Raw genomic sequence first — 19,366 nt, forward strand, 5'->3', positions numbered from 1 at the left:
ACAAGGACTGGAACCTGGAGAAAGGCGCCATCGAGCAGGAAGTCTCGCGCGACATTTCCGATCCCGGTTACCTGGCCTTCCAGGATGCCGAACGCACGCTGTATGCCGGCACCGGCTACGCCGAGGACGCGCTGGGTTCGCGCCCGACCTTCGACAAGACCAACTCGAAGATCCTGCGCACCTTCTACCGCAACTGGTATGTTCCCAACAACGCCATCTTCGTGATCGTCGGTGACGTCGACCCCAAGGCCACCCTGGCCAAGGTCAAGCAGCTGTTCGATCCGATTCCGGAACGCGCCACACCCATGCGCCAGCCGGTGACACTGAAACCGCTCACCGCCAGGACCATCACCAAGACCACGCCGGACGCCACCGGATCAGTGCAGTTCATGTATCGCATGCCGGGCCTCAAGACCCGTGATGCGGCAGCTGCGCAGGTCCTGATGGACGTGCTCAACAATCCGCGCAGCTCTCTGTCCAAGCTGGCCGCCGACGGCAAGGTGCTGGACGCCGGCGCCGACACGCAGACCTTCACCCGCGGCGGTATCGGCGTGATCGAGACCGACGTGGCCAAGGGCGGCAATGCCGACCAGGCACGCAAGGACATGGACGATGTCATCAACGCGCTGCGCAAGAACGGCGTGCCGGCCGATCTGGTCGCCGCCGCCAAGCGCTCTGAACTGGCCGATGCCGAATTCAAGAAAAACAGTGCCGTGAGCCTGGCCAGTTCCTGGTCGCGGGCCCTGGCATGGAAGGGCCTGGATTCACCCATGCAGGCCGAAGAGCAGATCCGCAAGGTCAGCGTGGAGGACGTCAACCGCGTGCTGCGTACGTATCTGAAACCGGACCAGCGCGTGACCGTGGTGCTGACACCCAACCCCGATGGCAAGCGGCCACCGCAGAGCGCCGGTTTCGGCGGTACCGAGAACTTTGCCAGCAACGACAAGCTCGACGTGCCCCTGCCGGTCTGGGCCGAGAAGGCGCTGAACAAGCTGCAGATGCCGCACTGGACGCTGCACCCGACCCGGATGAAGCTGAAAAACGGCATCACCCTGATCGTGCAGCCGACCCGCATCAGCAAGACCGTGACAGTCTACGGCCGCATCGACCAGAACGAGGACATGCAGGCGCCCAAGGGCGAAAAGGGGGTCAGCCAGGTGCTCTCCTCGCTGTTCGACTACGGCACCACCACGCTGGATCGCGACGCCTTCCACAAGGCGCTGGACGATATCGCCGCCAAGGCTTCGGCCGGCCCTGACTTCTCGCTGGCCGTGCCCAGTGCCGACTTCAAGCGCGGCATGCAGCTGCTGGCCGACAACGAGTTGCACCCCGCGCTTCCGGCCAGTGCCTTCGCCATCAAGCAGAAGTCCATCGCCCGCGAGCTGGCCGGTCGCCTGCAGTCGCCACGCTACAAGCTCAACCGCGCACTGATGAAGGGCCTGTACCCCGCCGGCGACGAGTCCCTGCGCGAAGCCACGCCCGACAAGGTGATGGCCTTGAAACTGGGCCAGGTGAAGAACTACTACGCCAGCACCTACCGTCCCGACATGACCACCATCGTCGTGGTCGGCGATGTCACGCCGCAACAGGCCAGGCAGACGGTCGAGAAGTATTTCGGCGGCTGGAAGGCCCACGGCGCCAAGCCCGATGTCGTACCGCACAAGGTCCCGCAGAACCCGGCGCATTATCAGGTCGTGGACAACCCCTATGCCTCCCAGGATACGGTGCTGATGGCGCAGACCCTGGACATGGATCTGCACAATCCGGACCGCTACGCGATGGACCTGGGCAATGACGTGCTCGGCGGCAACGGCTTCGCCTCGCGCCTGATGGTCGACGTGCGCGTGCGCCACGGATATGCCTACGGCGCCAGCTCCGGCGTCAACATCGGCCGTTCGCGCAGCATTTTCTACGTCTACTACGGCAGCGACCCGCAAAAGGTGCCGCTTGTCGATGGACTGGTGCACAAGAACCTGGCCGCGATGCGCGACACGCCGGTCAGCAAGGACGAGCTGATCAACGCCCGGCAGTACGAGATCCGTTCGATTCCGCTGCAGGTCTCCAGCGTCGACCGCATCGCCCACGCGCTGGCCAACTGGAGTATCCACGGTGAACCACTCGACCAGCCGATGATCGCGGCACGGCACTATCTCAGGCTCAACGCCGAACAGGTTCGCAAGGCGTTCCACACCTACCTGCATCCGGACCATCTGGTCCAGGTCGTGCTGGGCCCTGCGCCCAGGAAGCACTGATCCGGCTCCGCCGCTCCACGGTCGCTTGCGACCGTGGAGTTCCTGTCTTCGATGACAGGCGACTTTTGCCACGAAAAACGGCACAATCGAGCCCTTGGATCAGATGTCACAGGGGCTGTAGGCGCGCCCGGCCCGCCGTCGGACAACCGTCGAAGGCGCCTGCGTGCTGGTGCAAAGATGGTGACATACACGGCACACGCCAAGCAGGGCATTCTGCGATTACTGCTCGCCCTCTCGGCGATCGGTGGGCTGCTGATCGCCACCGCCAGCCAGGCGGCCAGCCGTCCCCTCCTTCATGGTTCCTGGAAGGCCGTGCAGCCCGGTGACACGCCGGCCAGTGTGCTCCAGGCCGCTGCCGAAGGTCGGCTGCAGGTGTTCCGGACCGATCGCCTGCATACCTTTTCGCATCGCGATCTGGGGACCTGGGTCGTGCTGCAGTCCACCGATGCCAACCTGTCCGGCCCGATGGTACTGAGTATTCCATCGGCACCCTTTGGCGGCATCACGCGCTATGACCGCAGTGGCCCCGTGACCTCCAGCAGCGTGAACGATCCAGACCCCCAACTGCATGGTTACGGCCGGCTGGCCTTTGCGATCCCGGGCGATGCCCTGGGCATGGCTCCGGTCCTGCTCAAATTCGAACCGGCAAACAGCATGGACGCCCCGGTCATGTTCCATCTGCTGAAACCTTTCCAATTCGAGAGCAACAATGCGCAGTGGTTGGCCATGGCCAGCGCCAGCCTTGCCGTGATGCTGGCCATGGCACTGATGGCCCTGTGCTTTGCGGGCATGCTGGGAGACAGCACCTTCGGCTGGTATGCCGTCTATGTCACCAGTTATGCAGGCCTGCAGTCGATCCAGACCGGCTACATTTTCCATCCGCTGCATATGGTCGTGCTGTCCGCAGTGGCGCTTCCACTCGCCACCACGCTGAGCGCGATTTCGGTGATCGCTGCGGTCATGTTCATGATCCGGTTCTGCAACTTGCGGCGCCATGCTTCCTGGCTGCGTGCCCTGCTGCTGGTGCTGGCCGGCATGCTCGCCATGCTCGCCCTGCTCCAGGTCACCGGTATCGCCAGCGTGCGACCGCTCGTGCACACGCTTTTCAATCCACTTCTGGCACTGGTTTCCGGGGTCATGGTGCTGGCCAGCTCGGTGGCCTTCATACGCGGTTCGCGCTCGGCGCTGTTCTTCCTTTTCGGATGGCTTCCGCTGCTGGTGCTGACTGCGCTCACCAGTGTCCAGGTGGGCGGCGCGCTCAGCGGCATGGAATGGCTCAACGATGTCAGTCTTGCGGCTGGGGCCATCGAGGCCCTGGTACTGGCCGTGGGCCTGGCCGACCGCTCGCTGACCATGCGCCGCGACCACGTGCTGGCGCGGGAACTGGCCAACAAGGACCCACTGACCGGCGTACTCAACCGTCGGGCATGGATCGAAGCCACACAGTTGCAGCTGAAAGCCTCCAGGCAAGTGCACACCCTGCTGTTCATGGACCTGGACCATTTCAAGACGCTCAACGACGAACTGGGCCACAACGCAGGGGACAGGGCCCTGATCGCCATGGCCGAGGCCTTTGCGACCGAACTGAGGCCGCAGGACATCTTCGGTCGCTTTGGTGGCGAGGAGTTCCTGGCCCTGCTGAGCGTGACCGATGCTGAGGCAGCGTTGCATGTGGCGCAGCGGTTGTGCCGACGCCTGCACCGCATGGAGATTCCGATGAATCGCAAGGGGGACGTGCTGACCATCAGTATCGGCCTGGCAACCCGGCGGCCGGACGATACGTTGACGAGCCTGGTCGAACGAGCGGACGCAGCGATGTATGCCGCCAAGGCGGGCGGTCGCAATCGCGTGGTCGATCAAGCCCATGTCGAGAACACGCAGCGCCCGATCCTGCGCCCATCGCGCGCGCTGGCCGATTTCACGTAAGTCCATGCCCCCGGACCCGACCCCGAGGCGGTCGAATCCGGGGGCCGGAGTTCAAGCGCTCAGCGGCGAACCTTGCCCAGCAAACGCAGGATTTCCATGTACAACCAGACCAGAGTGAGCATCAGCGCAAAGGCGCCGTACCACTCCATGTACTTGGGTGCGCCCTGACTGGTGCCGTGGTCGATCATGTCGAAGTCCAGCGCCAGGTTCATCGCCGCAATCCCCACCACCAACAGGCTGAAACCGATACCCAGGAACCCGCCTTCGTGGATGAAGCCGATCCCCGGCATGCTGGTGAAGGCATTGAGCCCCATATCCACCAGATAGAGCAATGCGATGGCACCGGTGGCACCGACCACGCCCATGCGGAACTTGTCGGTCACGCGGATCCAGCCGGCACGATAAGCCACCAGCATCACCGCAAGCACGCCGAAAGTCAGGCCCACGGCCTGAATCACGATACCGTGATACTTCAGCTCGAACATGGCCGAGATACCGCCGAGGGCAAAGCCCTCCGCAATGGCGTAGAGCGGCGCGGTCACGCCGGCCCATTCCTTCTTGAAAATGGTCGCAAACGCGAACACCAGGCCCGCGATCAGCCCCCCCCACATGAACGGATTGACGGTGGCCATGGCCGCCTGCAACTGGCCTCCGGCAATGGCCGTGTCAAAGCGGTTCCAGGTCCAGAACGCCGAGACCAGCGCCAGTACCAGCAACAGGCCGGTCTTGGAGATGGTACCGTTCATGGTCATCCGCTCGCCTTCGGCCACCTGGCCCTTGAAGGTGTTGTCGCGCAGTACTGGATTGTTCGAACGCATCAAGATGCTCCTGAAAAAGAGTCGTCGGCGTCCGATCGGGAACGCCGCCACCAGCAGCCATCATAGAACGGACGTGGTCCAACGTCATGCCATCGATTTTGCTACAGGTGTAGTCTTTGACGCGTTGCAGGAACCGGAGTTCCCTGAACATGCGCCTACGCGACCTTGGCTATCTGACCGTGTTCATCACAGCCTCGCTGCCGCTGCAATCGGCATGCATGATGCGCGCGGGCATGCCCGCGGATCTTGCGGCATGGTGGCCCCTGTTGGTGATCTTCGGCATCGTGCCGTTGCTGGACCTCGCGGGAGGGCGTGAACTTCGCAACCCCATCGATCCGGCCGAAGTGCAACGACTTGAGCGCCAACGCGGATTCCGCCTGCTGACATGGGCATGCCTACCGGTATGGCTGGGGCTGCTGACCTTCTGCATCGCGTGGTTCACCCTGATGCCGATGGGCATCGCCGGCCAGGTCGGCTGGCTGCTCTCGACCGGTGTCATCGGCGGCATCCTGGCGATCAACGTGGCGCATGAGCTGATCCACAAGGCCGGCTGGCTGGAACCGTGGCTCGGCGGCATCGCCCTGACCAGCGTCGGCTATCCCGGCTTCAAGATCGAACACCTGCGCGGTCATCATGTGCATGTGTCCACGCCCGGGGATACCTCAAGTGCGGCACGCGGGGAGTCGGTCTACCGCTTCATTGCGCGCGGGCTGACGGTCAACCCGCGCACGGCCTGGCAACTGGAAGCCGAACGTCTCGGTCGACGCGGACGCAGTGCCTGGTCACTGCACAACGAAATGCTGCGCTGGTGGCTGCTGTGGCTGGCCATGCTGGTGTTGACGGCAGTCCTTTGCGGATTTACTGGAACGGCCTTTTTCGTGGCCCAGGGCGTGGTCGCCGCGTCCACACTGGAAGTGATCAACTACATCGAGCACTACGGCCTGCGCCGTGCACGTGATGCACAGGGGCGCTATGAACGGGTCACCCACCTGCACTCCTGGAATGCCAGCGAGCGCCTGACCAACTGGCTGCTGTTCCAGCTGCAGCGCCACTCCGACCACCACGCCCACGCGCGCAGACGCTACCAGGTACTGCTTCATCACCCGGACAGTCCGCAGCTGCCCGCGGGCTATGCGGCGATGTTCGTGCTGGCCCTGATCCCGCCGTTATGGCGAAAGATCATGGATCCGCGCGTGGATCGCCACCAGGCCGCATTGGCGCTGGTTTCCAGCGCAAACCCGGGCCCCTGAGCGAACCTGGCCGGAGCGTTTATGCGGTGCACTGTGCATCCCGGTCCATCGCGATCACGTATGTGTGGATGTCCAGCTCGAAAGGACACCCCTCCAACGGAGATCGCATCATGTATCGCAATCGCATTCGCAAGCTCGCCGTATGCACCGTCGCGGCCCTGGCCTTCGCCACCCTGGGCGCCAGTCCGGTGATGGCCGGGCCGATGGGCAAGACCCACACCGTGATGGTGGGCGGCGCAGCCATGTACCCGTCACGCAACATCATCCAGAACGCCGTCCACTCCAGGGACCACACCACCCTGGTGGCGGCAGTGAAGGCCGCCGGCCTGGTTGACACGCTCTCGGGCAAGGGGCCATTCACCGTGTTCGCGCCAACCAACGAAGCCTTCGCGGCACTGCCCGATGGCACCGTGCAGACCCTGCTCAAGCCAGAGAACAAGGCGCTGCTGACCAGGATCCTGACCTACCACGTGGTGGCCGGCGACTATACCGGCGCGGATATCCAGAAGCTGATCCGTGAAGGGGGTGGCTCGGCCTCGCTCAAGACCGTCGAAGGCGAGCCGCTGACGTTCGCCATCAATAATGGCGCGTTGACCGTGACCGATGCCAAGGGCAACACCGCCCGGGTGACCATCGCCGACGTGCACCAGTCGAATGGCGAAATCCACGTGATCAACAAGGTCCTGATGCCCTGATCGGGCGCATCAGCGATCGGCGCATCCAGCCGTGCACCGGGCCCGTTTGCGGACCCGGTGCACGGTCTTGCGATGGATCAGCGAGCTCAGCCCGGAGGCCAGTGCATGTGCCGTCCGGCAAGCAGATGCACATGCAGGTGGTAGACGGTCTGTCCACCGTGGGTGTTGCAGTTGATCACGGTGCGGAAGCCGTCTTCGGCCATGCCCAGCTCGCGCGCATACGCGGCGGCGGCCAGCTGCAATTTGCCCAGCAACTCCGCATCACCGGGTTCGGCCTTTTCCAGACTGGCGATGGCACGTTTGGGAATGAACAGCACGTGCACCGGCGCCTGCGGATTGAGGTCGCGAAAAGCAAGGATCTCGTCGTCCTCGTAGACGATGTCGGCGGGAATCTCGCGGCGGATGATCTTGGCGAAGATGGTGTCGGTCATGACCGGATACCGGTAGTCGGGAAACTGGGACCGGTGCGCAGCACCGGAAGACCCAGAATATCATTCCACGGACTGACGACCGCCGAAAGCGTGTGCCAGCGTGTTTCGGTCGACATATTCCAGCTCGCCGCCAAGGGGGACACCGTGCGCCAGGCCCGTGGCACGGATGCCCGCGGCTGCCGCCAGCTTGCCCACGTAGTGCGCGGTCGCCTCGCCCTCAACGGTCGGATTGGTGGCGATGATCATCTCCTCGATCTCGCCTTCCTGCAGCCGCCCGACCAGACGATCCAGCCCCAGTTCCTCGGGACCGGTACCATCCAGCGGCGAGAGCCGCCCAAGCAGTACGAAGTACTGGCCGTTGTAACCCGTGGCCTGCTCGATCGCAGCCAGATCGCTGGGCGATTCCACCACGCACAACACGCGTCGGTCGCGTGCATGGCTGGCGCACAACGCGCACACCGGATCCTCGCTGAAATTGCGGCATTGCGAACAATTGCCGATGCGTAGCATGGCCTGTTCCAGCACCGCTGACAGCCGGTGGCCTCCCGGGCGATCGCGCTCGAGCAGGTGCATGGCCATGCGCTGGGCACTCTTGCGCCCGACGCCCGGCAGGCATCGCAACGCGTCAATCAGTTCGGTCAGCAGCGGGGAACTGGAACTCATCGGGGTCCGGATTCTGGCCCGTGGGCCGTGACGTATGGATTTAGAACGGAAGCTTCATTCCCGGCGGGAGATTCAGTCCATCCGCCATGCCGCCCATCTTTTCCTTGTTGAGTTCGGCGACCTTGTTGACCGCATCATTGGTGGCTGCAGCCACCAGATCCTCGGCCATCTCAGGATCATCGGCAAACAGCTTGCGATCGATCTGCACCCGACGTACTTCGTGTGCGCCGCTCATGACCACGCTCACCAGTCCGCCGCCGGCACTGCCGGTGACTTGCATCTGCGCGACCTCTTCCTGGGCGCGTTTCATTTTTTCCTGCATCTGCTGGGCCTGCTGCATCAGCTGGCCAATCTGTCCTCGCATGACATGAACCTCTGCTTGATTAAGATGATGTGTGTCCGCGGCATGCCGCTTCAGCGATCCAGTGGACGCACCGACTGCGGTACCACGCGGGCCCCGAAATCACGCTTGAGCGTCTGCACAAACGGATCCTCGTGCATGGACTTCTCGGCCACGCGCTGCTGCTCCTGACGCCGGTGCTCGGCGCGCGCGGCGGGCGTGTCGTCGCCGGGACCGATGTCGCTGCCCACGAAACGAAGGCGGATGCGCCGGCCCAGGGCCTTGCCGATGTGCTCGGCCATCTGGCTCGTCATCGGCTCGACCGCAAGTTCGGCGTGGCTGCTGGCCAGCAACAATTCAAGAGTGTCGTCCTCGAAGGAACGGATCCGCGCGTTGATGGCAAGAGCCTTCATCGGTCCACGCAGCCCCGCCTTGTCGATCAGCTGCGCCCAGTCCGGAAGACCATCGGCACCCATGCTCATCGGCGCGGGCGCGGAAACTGCCGGGGGAACCTTCGCAACCGGTTCAGGCATGGCCGCGGGAGATGCCGAGGCCGATGCATCGAATGGGGTGCCTCCCTGAGGGCTTTCGGAGGACCGGCCTGCTGTTGCCTGGGGACGGGCAGCACCCCCAGATCCGTCGTCGGGCTGGAACGCCAACATGCGCAGCAGGGTCATCTCGAACCCTGTCCGCGCATCGGGCGCCAGATTGAGCTCATGCGATCCACGCGTCGCAAACTGGTAGTACAACTGCACGTCCTGCGGGTCGAAGCGTCCAGCCAGTTGCACCAATTCGGCATGCTCTTCGCCCACCAGTTCGTCTGCAGCGAGGTCCGGGACCAGCTGCTGCAACTGGATACGGTGCAGCATCCCGGCCAGCTCATCCAGCACCCCACCGAAATCCGGCGAAAACGAAGCGATCTGGTCGCATTGCAGCATCAGCGCCTGGCCGTCGTGCTCGGCCAGTGCCTTGAGCAGCGCAAGCACCTGGCTGCGCTCCACACTGCCGAGCATCACGCGAACGTCGTCGGCTTTCAGCGCCCCCGCGCCGTAGGCCAGCGCCTGATCCAGCAACGACAAGCCATCGCGCATGGAGCCGTCGGCCGCGCGTGCCAGTTCGTGCAGCGCCGTCATCTCGTGCTCGACCCCCTCGGCCTTGAGGATGTGCTGCATCTGGGTGGAGATCTGCTCGGGAAGCAGCCGCTTCAGGTTGAATTTCAGGCAGCGTGAAAGGACCGTCACCGGCAGCTTCTGCGGGTCGGTGGTGGCGAGCAGGAACTTGACGTGCGGGGGCGGCTCTTCCAGCGTCTTCAGGAGCGCGTTGAAGGCGCTCTTGGAAAGCATGTGAACCTCGTCGACCAGGTAGACCTTGTAACGCCCGCGAGTCGGCGCGTACTGCGCGTTCTCGATCACCTCTCGCACGTCATCCACACCGGTATTGCTGGCCGCGTCGATCTCCAGCAGGTCCACGAAGCGCCCCTCGTCGACCGCCGTGCAGACCGCGCATTCGCCACAGGGGTCGGCCGACTGGCCGCGCTCACAGTTGAGCGACTTGGCGAAAATGCGGGCGATGGTGGTCTTGCCGACACCACGCGTGCCCGTAAACAGGTAGGCATGATGGGTGCGACCCGTGTCGAGCGCATTGGACAGTGCGCGAACCACATGCTCCTGACCCACCAGTTCGGTGAATCGTCGCGGGCGCCACTTGCGGGCGAGAACCTGATACGTCATGCCGGAAAACCCTGAGGATGCTCTGATCGATTCAGCTCAGTGTGCATGATACCCGCAAGGTGCGGACGGCGTGGTCACGCCCTGCCCCGCACGGCAGTAAAAGGGTGGCAGCCCTGCCAGCCACACCCCGGCACCCGAGTCGTCCACTACCGTTGCTTCCTTCCGGACCTGGCGGAATTCGCGGAGTATCGTCGCGGGGGGACCAACAGGGCCACCATTGAACGTTGTATCGCGCCATCCCATAACGGTCGTGGGATTTGGGCGTGACGGAGAGGGAGGGATGACTCCGCGCTGCGCGCTGCGCCCCTTCGGGGCCGTCGCTGCGCGACGTTCCGATGCAAAATGCATCGGTCGAACCCAATCATGTTTGATCTCGAGGATTCGATTCCCTCCCGTTCCTGTCTTCACCAGCTCGACCATTCTGCCCCGATCACCCATCCCGGAAAGTTCAGGTTGGCGGAGAGGGAGGGATTCGAACCCTCGATACGGGAGACCCGTATACCGGATTTCGAGTCCGGCGCATTCGACCACTCTGCCACCTCTCCTTGGGCGACGCGCGCCCTTTACTGGCTGCGCGAGCCGGCAATGATACGTTGCCGGACTCCGTGCCCGCAAGCGATCCATCACCTTTCCTGCTGCTATGATTGAGCGATTGTCACCGTAGACGAGCCGAGCATGAGTCTTATCCAGGTACCCGTTTCCCATGGCGAGCTGATCGACAAGATCACCATTCTCGAGATCAAGTCCGAGCGCATTGACGACGCGGCCAAACAGGCCAATGTGCGCAGCGAACTCGAACTGCTGAACAGCACCTGGGCCAGGAACCCCACCGCGCAAACCGACATTAGCGACGAACGTGCACGCCTGAAGGCGGTCAACGAGGCCCTGTGGGACATCGAGGACCGCATCCGCCTGCAGGAGAAGGCCCGGGACTTCGGCGAGACATTCATCGAACTGGCCCGCTCGGTATATTTCCGCAATGACGAGCGCGCCGCGATCAAGCGCGAGATCAATCTCAAGCTGGGCTCGCAGCTGGTCGAGGAAAAGTCCTACCAGGACTACAAAGCCTGACCGATCGAGCCGCCCATGGAGGCGCAGCCCTGCGGAAACTGTACTTCAGCGGCTGATTTTCAGGTGCTTCATCAGGGCGTCCAGACGTTCGATCACGTCACTGACCCCGATCAGGTCCATGACTCCAGGCTTTTCGATCTTTGCGCCCCAGCGCAGCGCACGTGCCGGCTTGCCGAGAAACCGTCGCGCCGCTTCGTCATAGCGATCCACGCACCAGCGACGATCCGAATACGGCCCCGAGCGCAACGGGTTGCTGGCCGCATGCAGGCCGATGACGGGCGTGCCGACGGCATTGGCCATGTGCATCGGACCCGAATCGGGGCTCAGCACCATGTCTGCGCGGGCAAACAGGGCCAGCGCCTGCTTCAGGGTGTCGCGACCGGTCAGGTCGACCGGCCGTGAGCGCGCATGACCGAGAATCGAACGTGCCATCGCCTGCTCGGCCTCTGATGGACCTCCAGTAAGCAGGACCTGCAGACCGCGTGCGGCCGCATGATCGATCACTTTCGCATAACGCTCCGCGCGCCAGTTGCGAAACGCGTGGCTGGAACTGGGACTGACCACCAGCGTCGGCGCAGTGATCGGGACCTGATTTCGTGCCCATGCCAGGGCCTGTTCCGGCACCGGGATGTCCCAGCGCACCTCGCCACGACCAAGGCCCAGTCGCTCACCGAAACTGCCGATGGCGTCAAGCACGTGCTCTCCGGTACGGGCGGGAATGCGTTCATCGACAAAGAGGCCGTGCAGGTCCCGCGAGCGGGCCCGGTCGTAACCGATGCGCCGGTGTGCATGCACCATCCGGCTGAGCAGGTTCGAGCGCATCGACACCTGCATGTGCAGCAGGACATCGAACTCCCGACCCGACAGTGCCTTGCGTACCGCCTGCATGCCGGCCAGGCCGCGCGACTTGTCGAACACCACGAACTCGATGTCGGGCAGATCGCCGACCAGACGATGCTCGAGCTTGCCCACGATCCATGTCAGCCGTGCCTGCGGGAATTGCGCGCGCAGGCGGTGCGCCAGCGGCACCACATGGGTCACGTCCCCGATGGCGGAAGTGCGGAGCAGGCAAACACTGTGGATGGCGTCGCGATCGGTCATCAAATTGGTAGACTGGAAGATGTATACAAGGGTCGGCAGCACATGCTGCCGGACGAAGGCGGGACCATGACTGATCCATACATCCAGTCCGACTCCGCCGGGACGATTGTGTTCGACGCGGACCTTGCTCCACAAGTCGGACATGACTGGTTCGTTCCGGAGGCCTGGGCGAAAGCCGGCTGCCTGCGTTCGCGCGGGGGTGGGCGCGGTGCGGTGAGTTTCGTGGATACGCCGGCTGGCGCCTGTGTTCTGCGCCACTTTCATCGCGGTGGCATGGTGGCAACCATCCTGGGCGACCGCTATCTCTGGAACGGACGCGAAAAGACGCGCAGTTTCGCCGAATTCCGCCTGCTTTCATCCATGCGCAAGGCCGGTTTGCCGGTACCGCAGCCGGTAGCTGCCCGCTATGTGCGCAGCGGCCTGTACTACACCGCCGACCTCATGACCCGACGGATCGACCATGCATGCACTCTGGCACAGTCGCTTGAACAAGGTCACCTGGACTCGACCCTTGCACGAAATACCGGCATGCTCATCGCCCGGTTTCACCGGCACGGGATCTGGCACGCCGATCTCAACGCGCACAACATCCTCGTGAGCCGGAACACGCTGTACATCATCGACTTCGACCGCGGTGAAATGCGCGCTCCAGCGGCTTCCTGGCAACAGGCCAACCTGCAGCGGCTTCGTCGATCACTGGTCAAACTGGGCGCTGCCGCAGACGGCGAGACACGATTCGAACACCGCATCTGGTCCCCCCTGTTGCAGGGATACGAGTCCCCTTCGGAGAAGGAGCTGCGCGAATGAATTTCTCCCTGCGTTTTCTGGGCACCGGGGCTGCGGAAATATCGACGTTGGGCCATTCCTCGGCCGTAATCGAGCGCGACGGTGAACCGTTGCTTCTGATCGACTGTGGCCCGGACGCCGTGCCGCGATACATGAAAATCTACCAGCAGATCCCGCGGGCCATCTACATCACACACGTGCATCTGGATCACGTGGGCGGACTGGAACCCTTGTTTTCGCGCCTGTGGTTCGGCGAGACACGGCTGCCGCCGCCGCATCTTTTCGCGCATGCATCGTTGATCCCCCTGCTGCAGGGTCGGATTGCCGACTATCCCGGCGTGGCCGCCGAGGGCGGAAGCAACTTCTGGGATGCCTTCCGGCTGACGCCATGCTCACGCGGATTCTGGTACCAAGGCCTGTGGTTCGACGTGTTCGCCACCCGGCATCACCGTCCGGGCACCTCGTACGGCGTGGCACTGCGAGGCAGCTTCACCTACACCGGCGACACCCGGCCGATTGCCGAAACCCTGGCCGTGGTGGCCGAAGCCGGTGGACCCATTGCGCATGATTGCAGTGTCACTGGCAACCCCTCCCATACCGGACTGGACGACCTTGAGCGGGAATATCCGGCCAACGTGCGCGAACGTCTGCTGCTGTACCACTATGGATCGGTCGCGGACGGCGACAGCATGCGTGCCAGTGGCTACAGGGTGGCCCACCCGGGCGAATGCGTGCCACTACCCCCTCCGCGCCCCCTGGACAGCGCCACCGGCTGAACCTGGCCGACCGCCTTTGCTTGTCTGCACGCTCCTGTGCCGGTATCCTTCCGCCTCTTCACCGCCATCACAAGGCGGCTGCCACAGGTTCATACCCTTCCGGAGAGGTGTCCGAGTGGCTTAAGGAGCACGCCTGGAAAGTGTGTATACGGCTTATACCCGTATCGAGGGTTCGAATCCCTCCCTCTCCGCCAGATACACAAAACGCCCCAAACGGGGCGTTTTGTGTATCTGATGGTGCGGGATCGGTGAACGGACCCTTGGTTCGACAATTTCGTCGGGAACGAAATTGGACAGCCGAAGGCTGGCCCTGGAGCGCGCAGCGCGGAAGGGTGAGGCCCAGGGACGGGCCGAACAATCCCTCCCTCTCCGCCAGATACACAAAGCGCCCCGAACGGGGCGTTTTGTGTATCTGATGGTGCGGGATCGGTGAACGGACCCTTGGTTACTCAGGACGTCCTGTCCTTCGCCCTCCGGGCCATCGGCGATGCCGATGTTCGACTTCGGCTCCTGCCTCCGTCGTCGACAATTTCGTCGGGAACGAAATTGGACAGCCGAAGGCTGGCCCTGGAGCGCGTAGCGCGGAAGGGTGAGGCCCAGGGACGGGCCGAACCTTCCCTCCGGATCATCCAGCCAACACACCAATCACCGGGTGACAACAGGTATGCCTTGCGGCATGCTTTCATGACTTTCGCACGGACATGCAGATGATCGAATTCGGACACGCCACGCATGTCGGCCGGCGACGGCACCGCAATGAAGATACCTGTTTTGCAGACCCTGCCCTGGGGCTGTTCCTGGTGGCCGACGGTCTTGGTGGTCATCACCATGGTGCGCTGGCCGCATCACTGGCACGGGACAGCATCGTCAACGACGTGCGCGCAGGAGTCGGGCTGGAACAGGCCATTCGACACGCCGATGCCGTGATCATCGGCCACCCGGAACACTATTCCACCGGTCAGCCGATGGGTACGACCATCGCCCTGCTGCATTTGACCGGCGACACCTTCCAGGCCGCCTGGGTCGGCGATAGCCGCATCTACTTCCAGAACGATGCCTTCAAGCGCCTGTCGCACGATCACTCCGTCACCCAGCAGGACATTGACGGAGGCATCCTGGATGAGGAGTCGGCCCGTCATGACCCCCGCCGCAACCTGGTCACGCAGGCCCTGGGAGTGACCGCGCCAGGCGACCTGGTGATCGAGACCACGAAAGGCCCCGTGCACAAGGGGAACTGTTTCCTGCTTTGCAGCGACGGGCTGACCGATGAACTGGAAGACAACTTCCTGGAACGCTGTATTCAGCGCAAGGACCTGGCTGCCCAGGAATGCGTGGATCACCTGCTGCTGGATGCGCTGGATGCGGGCGGTCACGACAATGTCACCGCGGTATTGGTGCGCATCGCGCGCACCTGAGCGCCTACTCCCCGACCGAGGTCCCTTCCAGTCGACGCCAAACGCAGGCCTCACCAGCGCTCTTGTCGAGCATATCCAGACGGGCCGAATGGGCCGCCTGTTCCGCTGCCGAGGCATACAGCACGCGCGGGCGACGCAGCAAGGGCATGTCGTCAGGTACGCCGCCGGAATCGGGAGTCTCATGGGTGAAGCCGAGTTCCAGCGCCACCTGCCCAGAGGTCATGGACAGGTAGACTTCGGCCAGCAGCTGGGCGTCGAGCAGGCCACCGTGGAGCTCGCGATGGGCATTGCTCACGCCCAGCCTGCGGCACAGGGCATCAAGATTGTTGCGCTGGCCCGGATAGCGGTCACGCGCCATCTTCAGCGTGTCGAGCACGCTGGCGTGGTCACTGATCCGCCCGTATTGCGGGCCTGCACGCGCCAGTTCGGCATCCAGGAAGCCGACATCGAAGGCCGCATTGTGGATGATCAGCTCCGCACCCTCGATGAAGGCGAGAAACGGCTCCACCACTTCGTGGAAGCGGGGCTTGTCGAGAAGAAAGTCATCGGCGATACCGGTGACCTCGCGAGCGCCCTCGTCGATGCTCCGATCGGGATTGAGGTAGGTATGGAAGCTGTGGCTGGTCACGCGGCGTTCCAGCAACTGCACCGCGCCGATCTCCACGATGCGATGACCCTGCTGGACCTCCAGCCCGGTGGTCTCGGTATCCAGCGCAATCTGTCTCATGGGTGTCCTTTCATGCGCGCAGCGCCTCGGCCTGGGTTCGCGCGGCATCATCGACGCGTTCGTTCTCGGGGTGGCCCGAATGCCCGCGCACCCATTGCCAGCGTATGACATGGGGTCCGGTCGCGGCCATCAGGCGCTGCCACAGGTCCTGATTCTTCACCGGTTTGCGGTCGGCGGTACGCCAGCCATTGGCCTGCCAGCGCGGTACCCATTGCTCGACCCCCTGCATCACATAGCGTGAGTCGGTGGTCAATTGCACCGTGCACGAGCGTTTCAGTGCCTCCAGCCCGGCGATCACGGCCATCAACTCCATGCGGTTGTTGGTGGTGTCCGGATCGCCGCCAGCCAGCATCCGCTCGCGACTGCCGCTGCGCAGCAGCGCAGCCCAACCGCCAGGCCCGGGGTTGCCAAGACAGGCACCATCGGTGAACAACTCGACCATGTCGCCAGCTGCCCCACTCATGCGCACTCCCGATGCGTCCCGGGGGCCAGTGCACCGGACATGCGCAGTTGCTTGGAGTTGCTGCGAAACTTCAGCTTTGTCGGCGCTCGCCGGCGCTTGCGCGCGACCAGCATGTAGCCACCGCCAAGCGAATAACCGTTGCCGGCCGAAAGATCGACATCACGCGGCACCACCGCACCGAAACGCCGTGAAGCCTCCATGTCCAGACTGTTGTAGAGCATGTCCTGGCCAATCCGGAACGGCCAGATCATGTGCATGGCGCGTTGCATTCCGCGCATCTGCCAGCACACCCAGGGCATCCATGGGCTCATGGGGTGCAAGCCCACGAGGATCACCAGACCCTCCGGCTCGATCACGCGTTCCGCCTCGCGGATCAATTGTCCGCAATCGTCCACGTGCTGGTGGACATGACTGATGACGACAACGGCAAAGCTGTCGTCGGCAAACGGCAAGGCGGTATCCACTCGGGCACGCAGGGGGCCGTGCCACTCATCGCCAGCGGCGTAAAGGTGCGCCCAGCGGGCCACCGGATCCGGCATGGAGCGGGGATCCGAATGCATCGCCAGATACAGCCCGTGCGTCGCGGGACGGGTGCCCAGAAAGGCCGTCAGCACCGCCGTCTCGGCCCGCAACAGGCCGCGCATGGCGGGGGTGGCGTACAAGGCCTGGATCGGAGCTAGCATCGTGGACCGCAGCGTCTCGGACAATAGGTGCCAGTGTACTTGCATCGGCCATGGCTTGGGCAGTCCGCGCGCTCGCCCTGCAGCTTCATGTATCCGAGACGTTCGGCACAGTTTAGCCGCAGGATCCCACGACGCGGCTGATATGATTGAGGTTTGAGATGCTGGATGGAACACCTGCCGATGCACCTGGAGCCCATACCCGCCCTGAGCGACAATTACATCTGGCTGCTGGCCGACGAACACGGTTCGGCGCTGGTGGTCGATCCAGGCGAGGCCGGTCCGGTCGAGCAGGCGCTGCAGCGCGACGGACTTCGGCTCGAGGCCATCCTGCTGACCCATCACCACAAGGACCACATCGGTGGCATGGCCGAACTGGCTGCGCGCCACGGCGCGGTGGTTCATGCGCCCCGCGATGAACGTATTGCCGCAGTGGACCACCGCGTCGGCAATGGCGACACGGTGACCTTGAAAGCGCCCGACCTGCAGTTCCAGGTCATCGAGATCCCCGGGCATACACGCAGCCATATCGCCTTCCACGGCCACGGCATGCTGTTTTGCGGCGACACCTTGTTCAGCCTTGGCTGCGGCCGACTGTTCGAGGGCTCGCCAGCGCAAATGCTGGATTCCCTGGACCAACTCGCCACCCTGCCTGATGCAACGCTGGTGTGCTGCGCGCACGAATACACCCAGGCCAACGCGGCCTTCGCACGCAGCGTGGAACCCGGCAACCGCGACCTTCAGCAGCGCAGCGACGAGATCGACAGGCTGCGCAGCGCCTCGCAGCCTACGCTGCCCGCAGTGCTGGGCCAGGAGCGCGCGTGCAACCCCTTCCTGCGCGTGGACAGCCCGGAGATTGTCGAATGGACTGTTCGCCAGGGCCTGTCCGACGACGCCGGACGCGTCGAGCGCTTCGCAACTCTGAGAACCGCCAAGGATCATTTCAGGGCATGAGAGGCCTGCATCGGGTTCTGGCCCCCGTGTGCGTGTTGCTGCTGACAGCCTGCGCGGGTCACCTACGACGTCCTGCCAAGCCGCTGCCGCCGTCACTCGGGCCCGCCATACCGACCACCACGCAGGTACCCGGCAAGTTCTCCGTCCCCGGCCTGCCAACAGGCGTGTGGGCACGCATGCGCGCACGTTTCACCATGCCCGGCTGTGATGCATCACCCGACATCGCCTACTGGGCACGACGTTTCACCCAGCGCCCCAGGCGTTTCGAACACTACCTGCGCGAGCACCTGCCCACCGTGGTGTATGTGGAGCACGCGACCGAAAAAGCCCACGTTGCCGCCGAATTCACCTTTCTGCCCTGGGTCGAAAGCCGGTACCGGGCCGTACCGCCCTGGCACCACCGTTCGGCAGGTATGTGGCAGATCGTGCCGATCACGGCGCGAACGCTGAAGCTGCCGATCGAACACGACTACGACGGACGCCTGGACCGTATTGCGGCCACCGCGGCCGTGATGAAGATGCTGCGAAGCTATCACCGCCGATGGCAGGACTGGCGCCTGGTCGACATGGCCTACAACGCCGGCCAGTACCGCATCCGTAGCCTGCATCCGCAGGGCCCTGCGCCGGCCAAGCCGGCGATCCCCGATCTCGCCGTCAGCCGGATCACCCATGAGCATCTGGCCAAACTTCTGGGCATGGCCTGCGTGGTCCGGAATCCGTCCCGTTTTCACGTACATCTGCCCGCACCCGACCCGTCACGGCGACTGACCGAGGTGGATCTGCCGTATCCGGTCACCCTGGACGCAATCGCACATGCCTCCGGTGCAAGTCGCACGCAGGTCCGCAACCTCAATGCGGCCTACCTGCATGGACGCATGCCCGGAAACGGTCCGTGGCATGTGCTGCTACCGGAGCAAGCAGCTACCAAACTGCGTGCAGCCATTGCGGCGGCCGCCCTGCCCCGCCAACCGGCCACCTATACCGTGGTGCCTGGCGATTCACTGTGGCAGATCGCGCACCGGCATGGGCTGAGCGTGGGTGAACTGCGTCGTTTGAATCACCTGCACTCGAACACGCTGCATCCCGGGCAGGTCCTGTTCATCGAAACGGGCAAATGAACCATGGACGGACTGCACCCGCGCCAGCGGCTCGATCCTCGGTTAAACTGCGGACTCCGCCTGCGTCCGACGCGGGCCCAATACAATTATCGGAGGAGCCATGGGATTCCTGCACGGCAAGCGTGCCCTGATCGTCGGTATCGCCAGCCAGCGTTCCATCGCCTGGGGCA

19 protein-coding genes, 2 tRNA genes and 1 other RNA gene are annotated in these 19,366 nt (G+C 63.8%); 11 read left to right on the top strand and 11 right to left on the bottom strand.

The annotated features are described in order from the left end of the window. The coding region (locus PF446_RS03210; RefSeq protein ID WP_298069674.1) for an insulinase family protein at nucleotides 1-2,252 on the top strand (2,252 nt) is incomplete at its 5' end. A gap of 177 nt (nucleotides 2,253-2,429) precedes the next feature. Beyond that, the gene (locus PF446_RS03215; protein WP_298069676.1) at nucleotides 2,430-4,178 is read left to right on the top strand and encodes a diguanylate cyclase; all 1,749 of its coding nucleotides are present in this window, start codon (nucleotides 2,430-2,432) and stop codon (nucleotides 4,176-4,178) included. 59 nt (nucleotides 4,179-4,237) lie between these two features. Here the strand turns inward: PF446_RS03215 and PF446_RS03220 are convergent, their stop codons facing one another. Then, nucleotides 4,238-4,996 (bottom strand): Bax inhibitor-1/YccA family protein, encoded by a 759-nt coding sequence (locus tag PF446_RS03220; protein ID WP_298069678.1) that lies wholly within the window; start codon nucleotides 4,994-4,996, stop codon nucleotides 4,238-4,240. 149 nt (nucleotides 4,997-5,145) lie between these two features. Here PF446_RS03220 and PF446_RS03225 point away from each other — a divergent pair, with 149 nt between their 5' ends. Beyond that, complete coding sequence (locus PF446_RS03225) at nucleotides 5,146-6,246, top strand: alkane 1-monooxygenase (RefSeq protein ID WP_298069680.1); 1,101 nt, start codon at nucleotides 5,146-5,148, stop codon at nucleotides 6,244-6,246. A 191-nt stretch (nucleotides 6,247-6,437) separates the two neighbouring features. After that, the gene (locus tag PF446_RS03230) at nucleotides 6,438-6,941 is read left to right on the top strand and encodes a fasciclin domain-containing protein (protein ID WP_298069711.1); all 504 of its coding nucleotides are present in this window, start codon (nucleotides 6,438-6,440) and stop codon (nucleotides 6,939-6,941) included. 86 nt (nucleotides 6,942-7,027) lie between these two features. Here the strand turns inward: PF446_RS03230 and PF446_RS03235 are convergent, their stop codons facing one another. The 6 genes from PF446_RS03235 to PF446_RS03260 all read right to left on the bottom strand — a co-directional run bounded on the left by PF446_RS03235 (nucleotide 7,028) and on the right by PF446_RS03260 (nucleotide 10,650). Then, nucleotides 7,028-7,372: a histidine triad nucleotide-binding protein gene (locus PF446_RS03235; RefSeq protein ID WP_298069682.1), complete on the bottom strand. Its 345-nt coding sequence runs from the start codon at nucleotides 7,370-7,372 to the stop codon at nucleotides 7,028-7,030. A 60-nt stretch (nucleotides 7,373-7,432) separates the two neighbouring features. Further along, nucleotides 7,433-8,035, bottom strand: coding sequence for a recombination mediator RecR (gene recR, locus PF446_RS03240; RefSeq protein ID WP_298069684.1), 603 nt, complete (start codon nucleotides 8,033-8,035; stop codon nucleotides 7,433-7,435). Between the two features lie 40 nt (nucleotides 8,036-8,075). Then, the gene (locus PF446_RS03245) at nucleotides 8,076-8,399 is read right to left on the bottom strand and encodes a YbaB/EbfC family nucleoid-associated protein (RefSeq protein WP_298069687.1); all 324 of its coding nucleotides are present in this window, start codon (nucleotides 8,397-8,399) and stop codon (nucleotides 8,076-8,078) included. Nucleotides 8,400-8,449: 50 nt separating this feature from the next. Next, nucleotides 8,450-10,105, bottom strand: coding sequence for a DNA polymerase III subunit gamma/tau (gene dnaX / locus PF446_RS03250; protein WP_298069689.1), 1,656 nt, complete (start codon nucleotides 10,103-10,105; stop codon nucleotides 8,450-8,452). A gap of 111 nt (nucleotides 10,106-10,216) precedes the next feature. Further along, nucleotides 10,217-10,313: signal recognition particle sRNA small type (gene ffs / locus PF446_RS03255), an RNA gene on the bottom strand. A gap of 246 nt (nucleotides 10,314-10,559) precedes the next feature. Next, nucleotides 10,560-10,650: transfer RNA gene (locus PF446_RS03260), tRNA-Ser, on the bottom strand. A gap of 130 nt (nucleotides 10,651-10,780) precedes the next feature. On the opposite strand from PF446_RS03260, the gene PF446_RS03265 reads away from it, so the two are divergent. After that, complete coding sequence (locus tag PF446_RS03265) at nucleotides 10,781-11,176, top strand: DUF6165 family protein (RefSeq protein WP_298069691.1); 396 nt, start codon at nucleotides 10,781-10,783, stop codon at nucleotides 11,174-11,176. Between the two features lie 45 nt (nucleotides 11,177-11,221). Here the strand turns inward: PF446_RS03265 and PF446_RS03270 are convergent, their stop codons facing one another. After that, nucleotides 11,222-12,277 (bottom strand): glycosyltransferase family 9 protein, encoded by a 1,056-nt coding sequence (locus PF446_RS03270; protein ID WP_298069693.1) that lies wholly within the window; start codon nucleotides 12,275-12,277, stop codon nucleotides 11,222-11,224. 66 nt (nucleotides 12,278-12,343) lie between these two features. Here PF446_RS03270 and PF446_RS03275 point away from each other — a divergent pair, with 66 nt between their 5' ends. The 4 genes from PF446_RS03275 to PF446_RS03290 all read left to right on the top strand — a co-directional run bounded on the left by PF446_RS03275 (nucleotide 12,344) and on the right by PF446_RS03290 (nucleotide 15,254). Continuing rightward, the gene (locus PF446_RS03275; RefSeq protein ID WP_298069695.1) at nucleotides 12,344-13,084 is read left to right on the top strand and encodes a 3-deoxy-D-manno-octulosonic acid kinase; all 741 of its coding nucleotides are present in this window, start codon (nucleotides 12,344-12,346) and stop codon (nucleotides 13,082-13,084) included. Continuing rightward, a complete protein-coding gene (locus PF446_RS03280; protein WP_298069696.1) occupies nucleotides 13,081-13,839 on the top strand; it encodes an MBL fold metallo-hydrolase in 759 nt (252 codons plus the stop codon). Before PF446_RS03275 ends, PF446_RS03280 begins: the two co-directional genes overlap by 4 nt. Before the next feature lie 101 nt (nucleotides 13,840-13,940). Continuing rightward, a tRNA-Ser gene (locus PF446_RS03285) sits at nucleotides 13,941-14,033 on the top strand. A 513-nt stretch (nucleotides 14,034-14,546) separates the two neighbouring features. Continuing rightward, nucleotides 14,547-15,254 (top strand): protein phosphatase 2C domain-containing protein, encoded by a 708-nt coding sequence (locus tag PF446_RS03290; RefSeq protein ID WP_298069698.1) that lies wholly within the window; start codon nucleotides 14,547-14,549, stop codon nucleotides 15,252-15,254. 4 nt (nucleotides 15,255-15,258) lie between these two features. Here PF446_RS03290 and dnaQ read toward each other — a convergent pair whose 3' ends face one another. The 3 genes from dnaQ to PF446_RS03305 are packed head-to-tail and all read right to left on the bottom strand — an operon-like array spanning nucleotide 15,259 to nucleotide 17,127. Then, nucleotides 15,259-15,981, bottom strand: coding sequence for a DNA polymerase III subunit epsilon (gene dnaQ / locus PF446_RS03295; protein ID WP_298069700.1), 723 nt, complete (start codon nucleotides 15,979-15,981; stop codon nucleotides 15,259-15,261). A gap of 10 nt (nucleotides 15,982-15,991) precedes the next feature. Next, on the bottom strand, nucleotides 15,992-16,444 hold the full coding sequence (gene rnhA / locus PF446_RS03300; RefSeq protein WP_298069702.1) for a ribonuclease HI: 453 nt from the start codon (nucleotides 16,442-16,444) through the stop codon (nucleotides 15,992-15,994). Next, nucleotides 16,441-17,127 (bottom strand): methyltransferase domain-containing protein, encoded by a 687-nt coding sequence (locus PF446_RS03305; protein ID WP_298069705.1) that lies wholly within the window; start codon nucleotides 17,125-17,127, stop codon nucleotides 16,441-16,443. Before PF446_RS03305 ends, rnhA begins: the two co-directional genes overlap by 4 nt. Nucleotides 17,128-17,307: 180 nt before the next feature. Between PF446_RS03305 and gloB the strand changes: the two genes are divergently transcribed. Then, a complete protein-coding gene (gene gloB / locus PF446_RS03310; protein WP_298069707.1) occupies nucleotides 17,308-18,078 on the top strand; it encodes a hydroxyacylglutathione hydrolase in 771 nt (256 codons plus the stop codon). Next, nucleotides 18,075-19,196, top strand: a complete 1,122-nt coding sequence (locus PF446_RS03315; protein WP_298069709.1) for a LysM peptidoglycan-binding domain-containing protein — start codon at nucleotides 18,075-18,077, stop codon at nucleotides 19,194-19,196. The genes gloB and PF446_RS03315 overlap by 4 nt, the downstream gene beginning before the upstream one ends. Nucleotides 19,197-19,366: the final 170 nt, after the last annotated feature.

This window comes from Oleiagrimonas sp., assembly GCF_027858935.1.
Classification (GTDB): Bacteria; Pseudomonadota; Gammaproteobacteria; order Xanthomonadales; family Rhodanobacteraceae; genus Oleiagrimonas.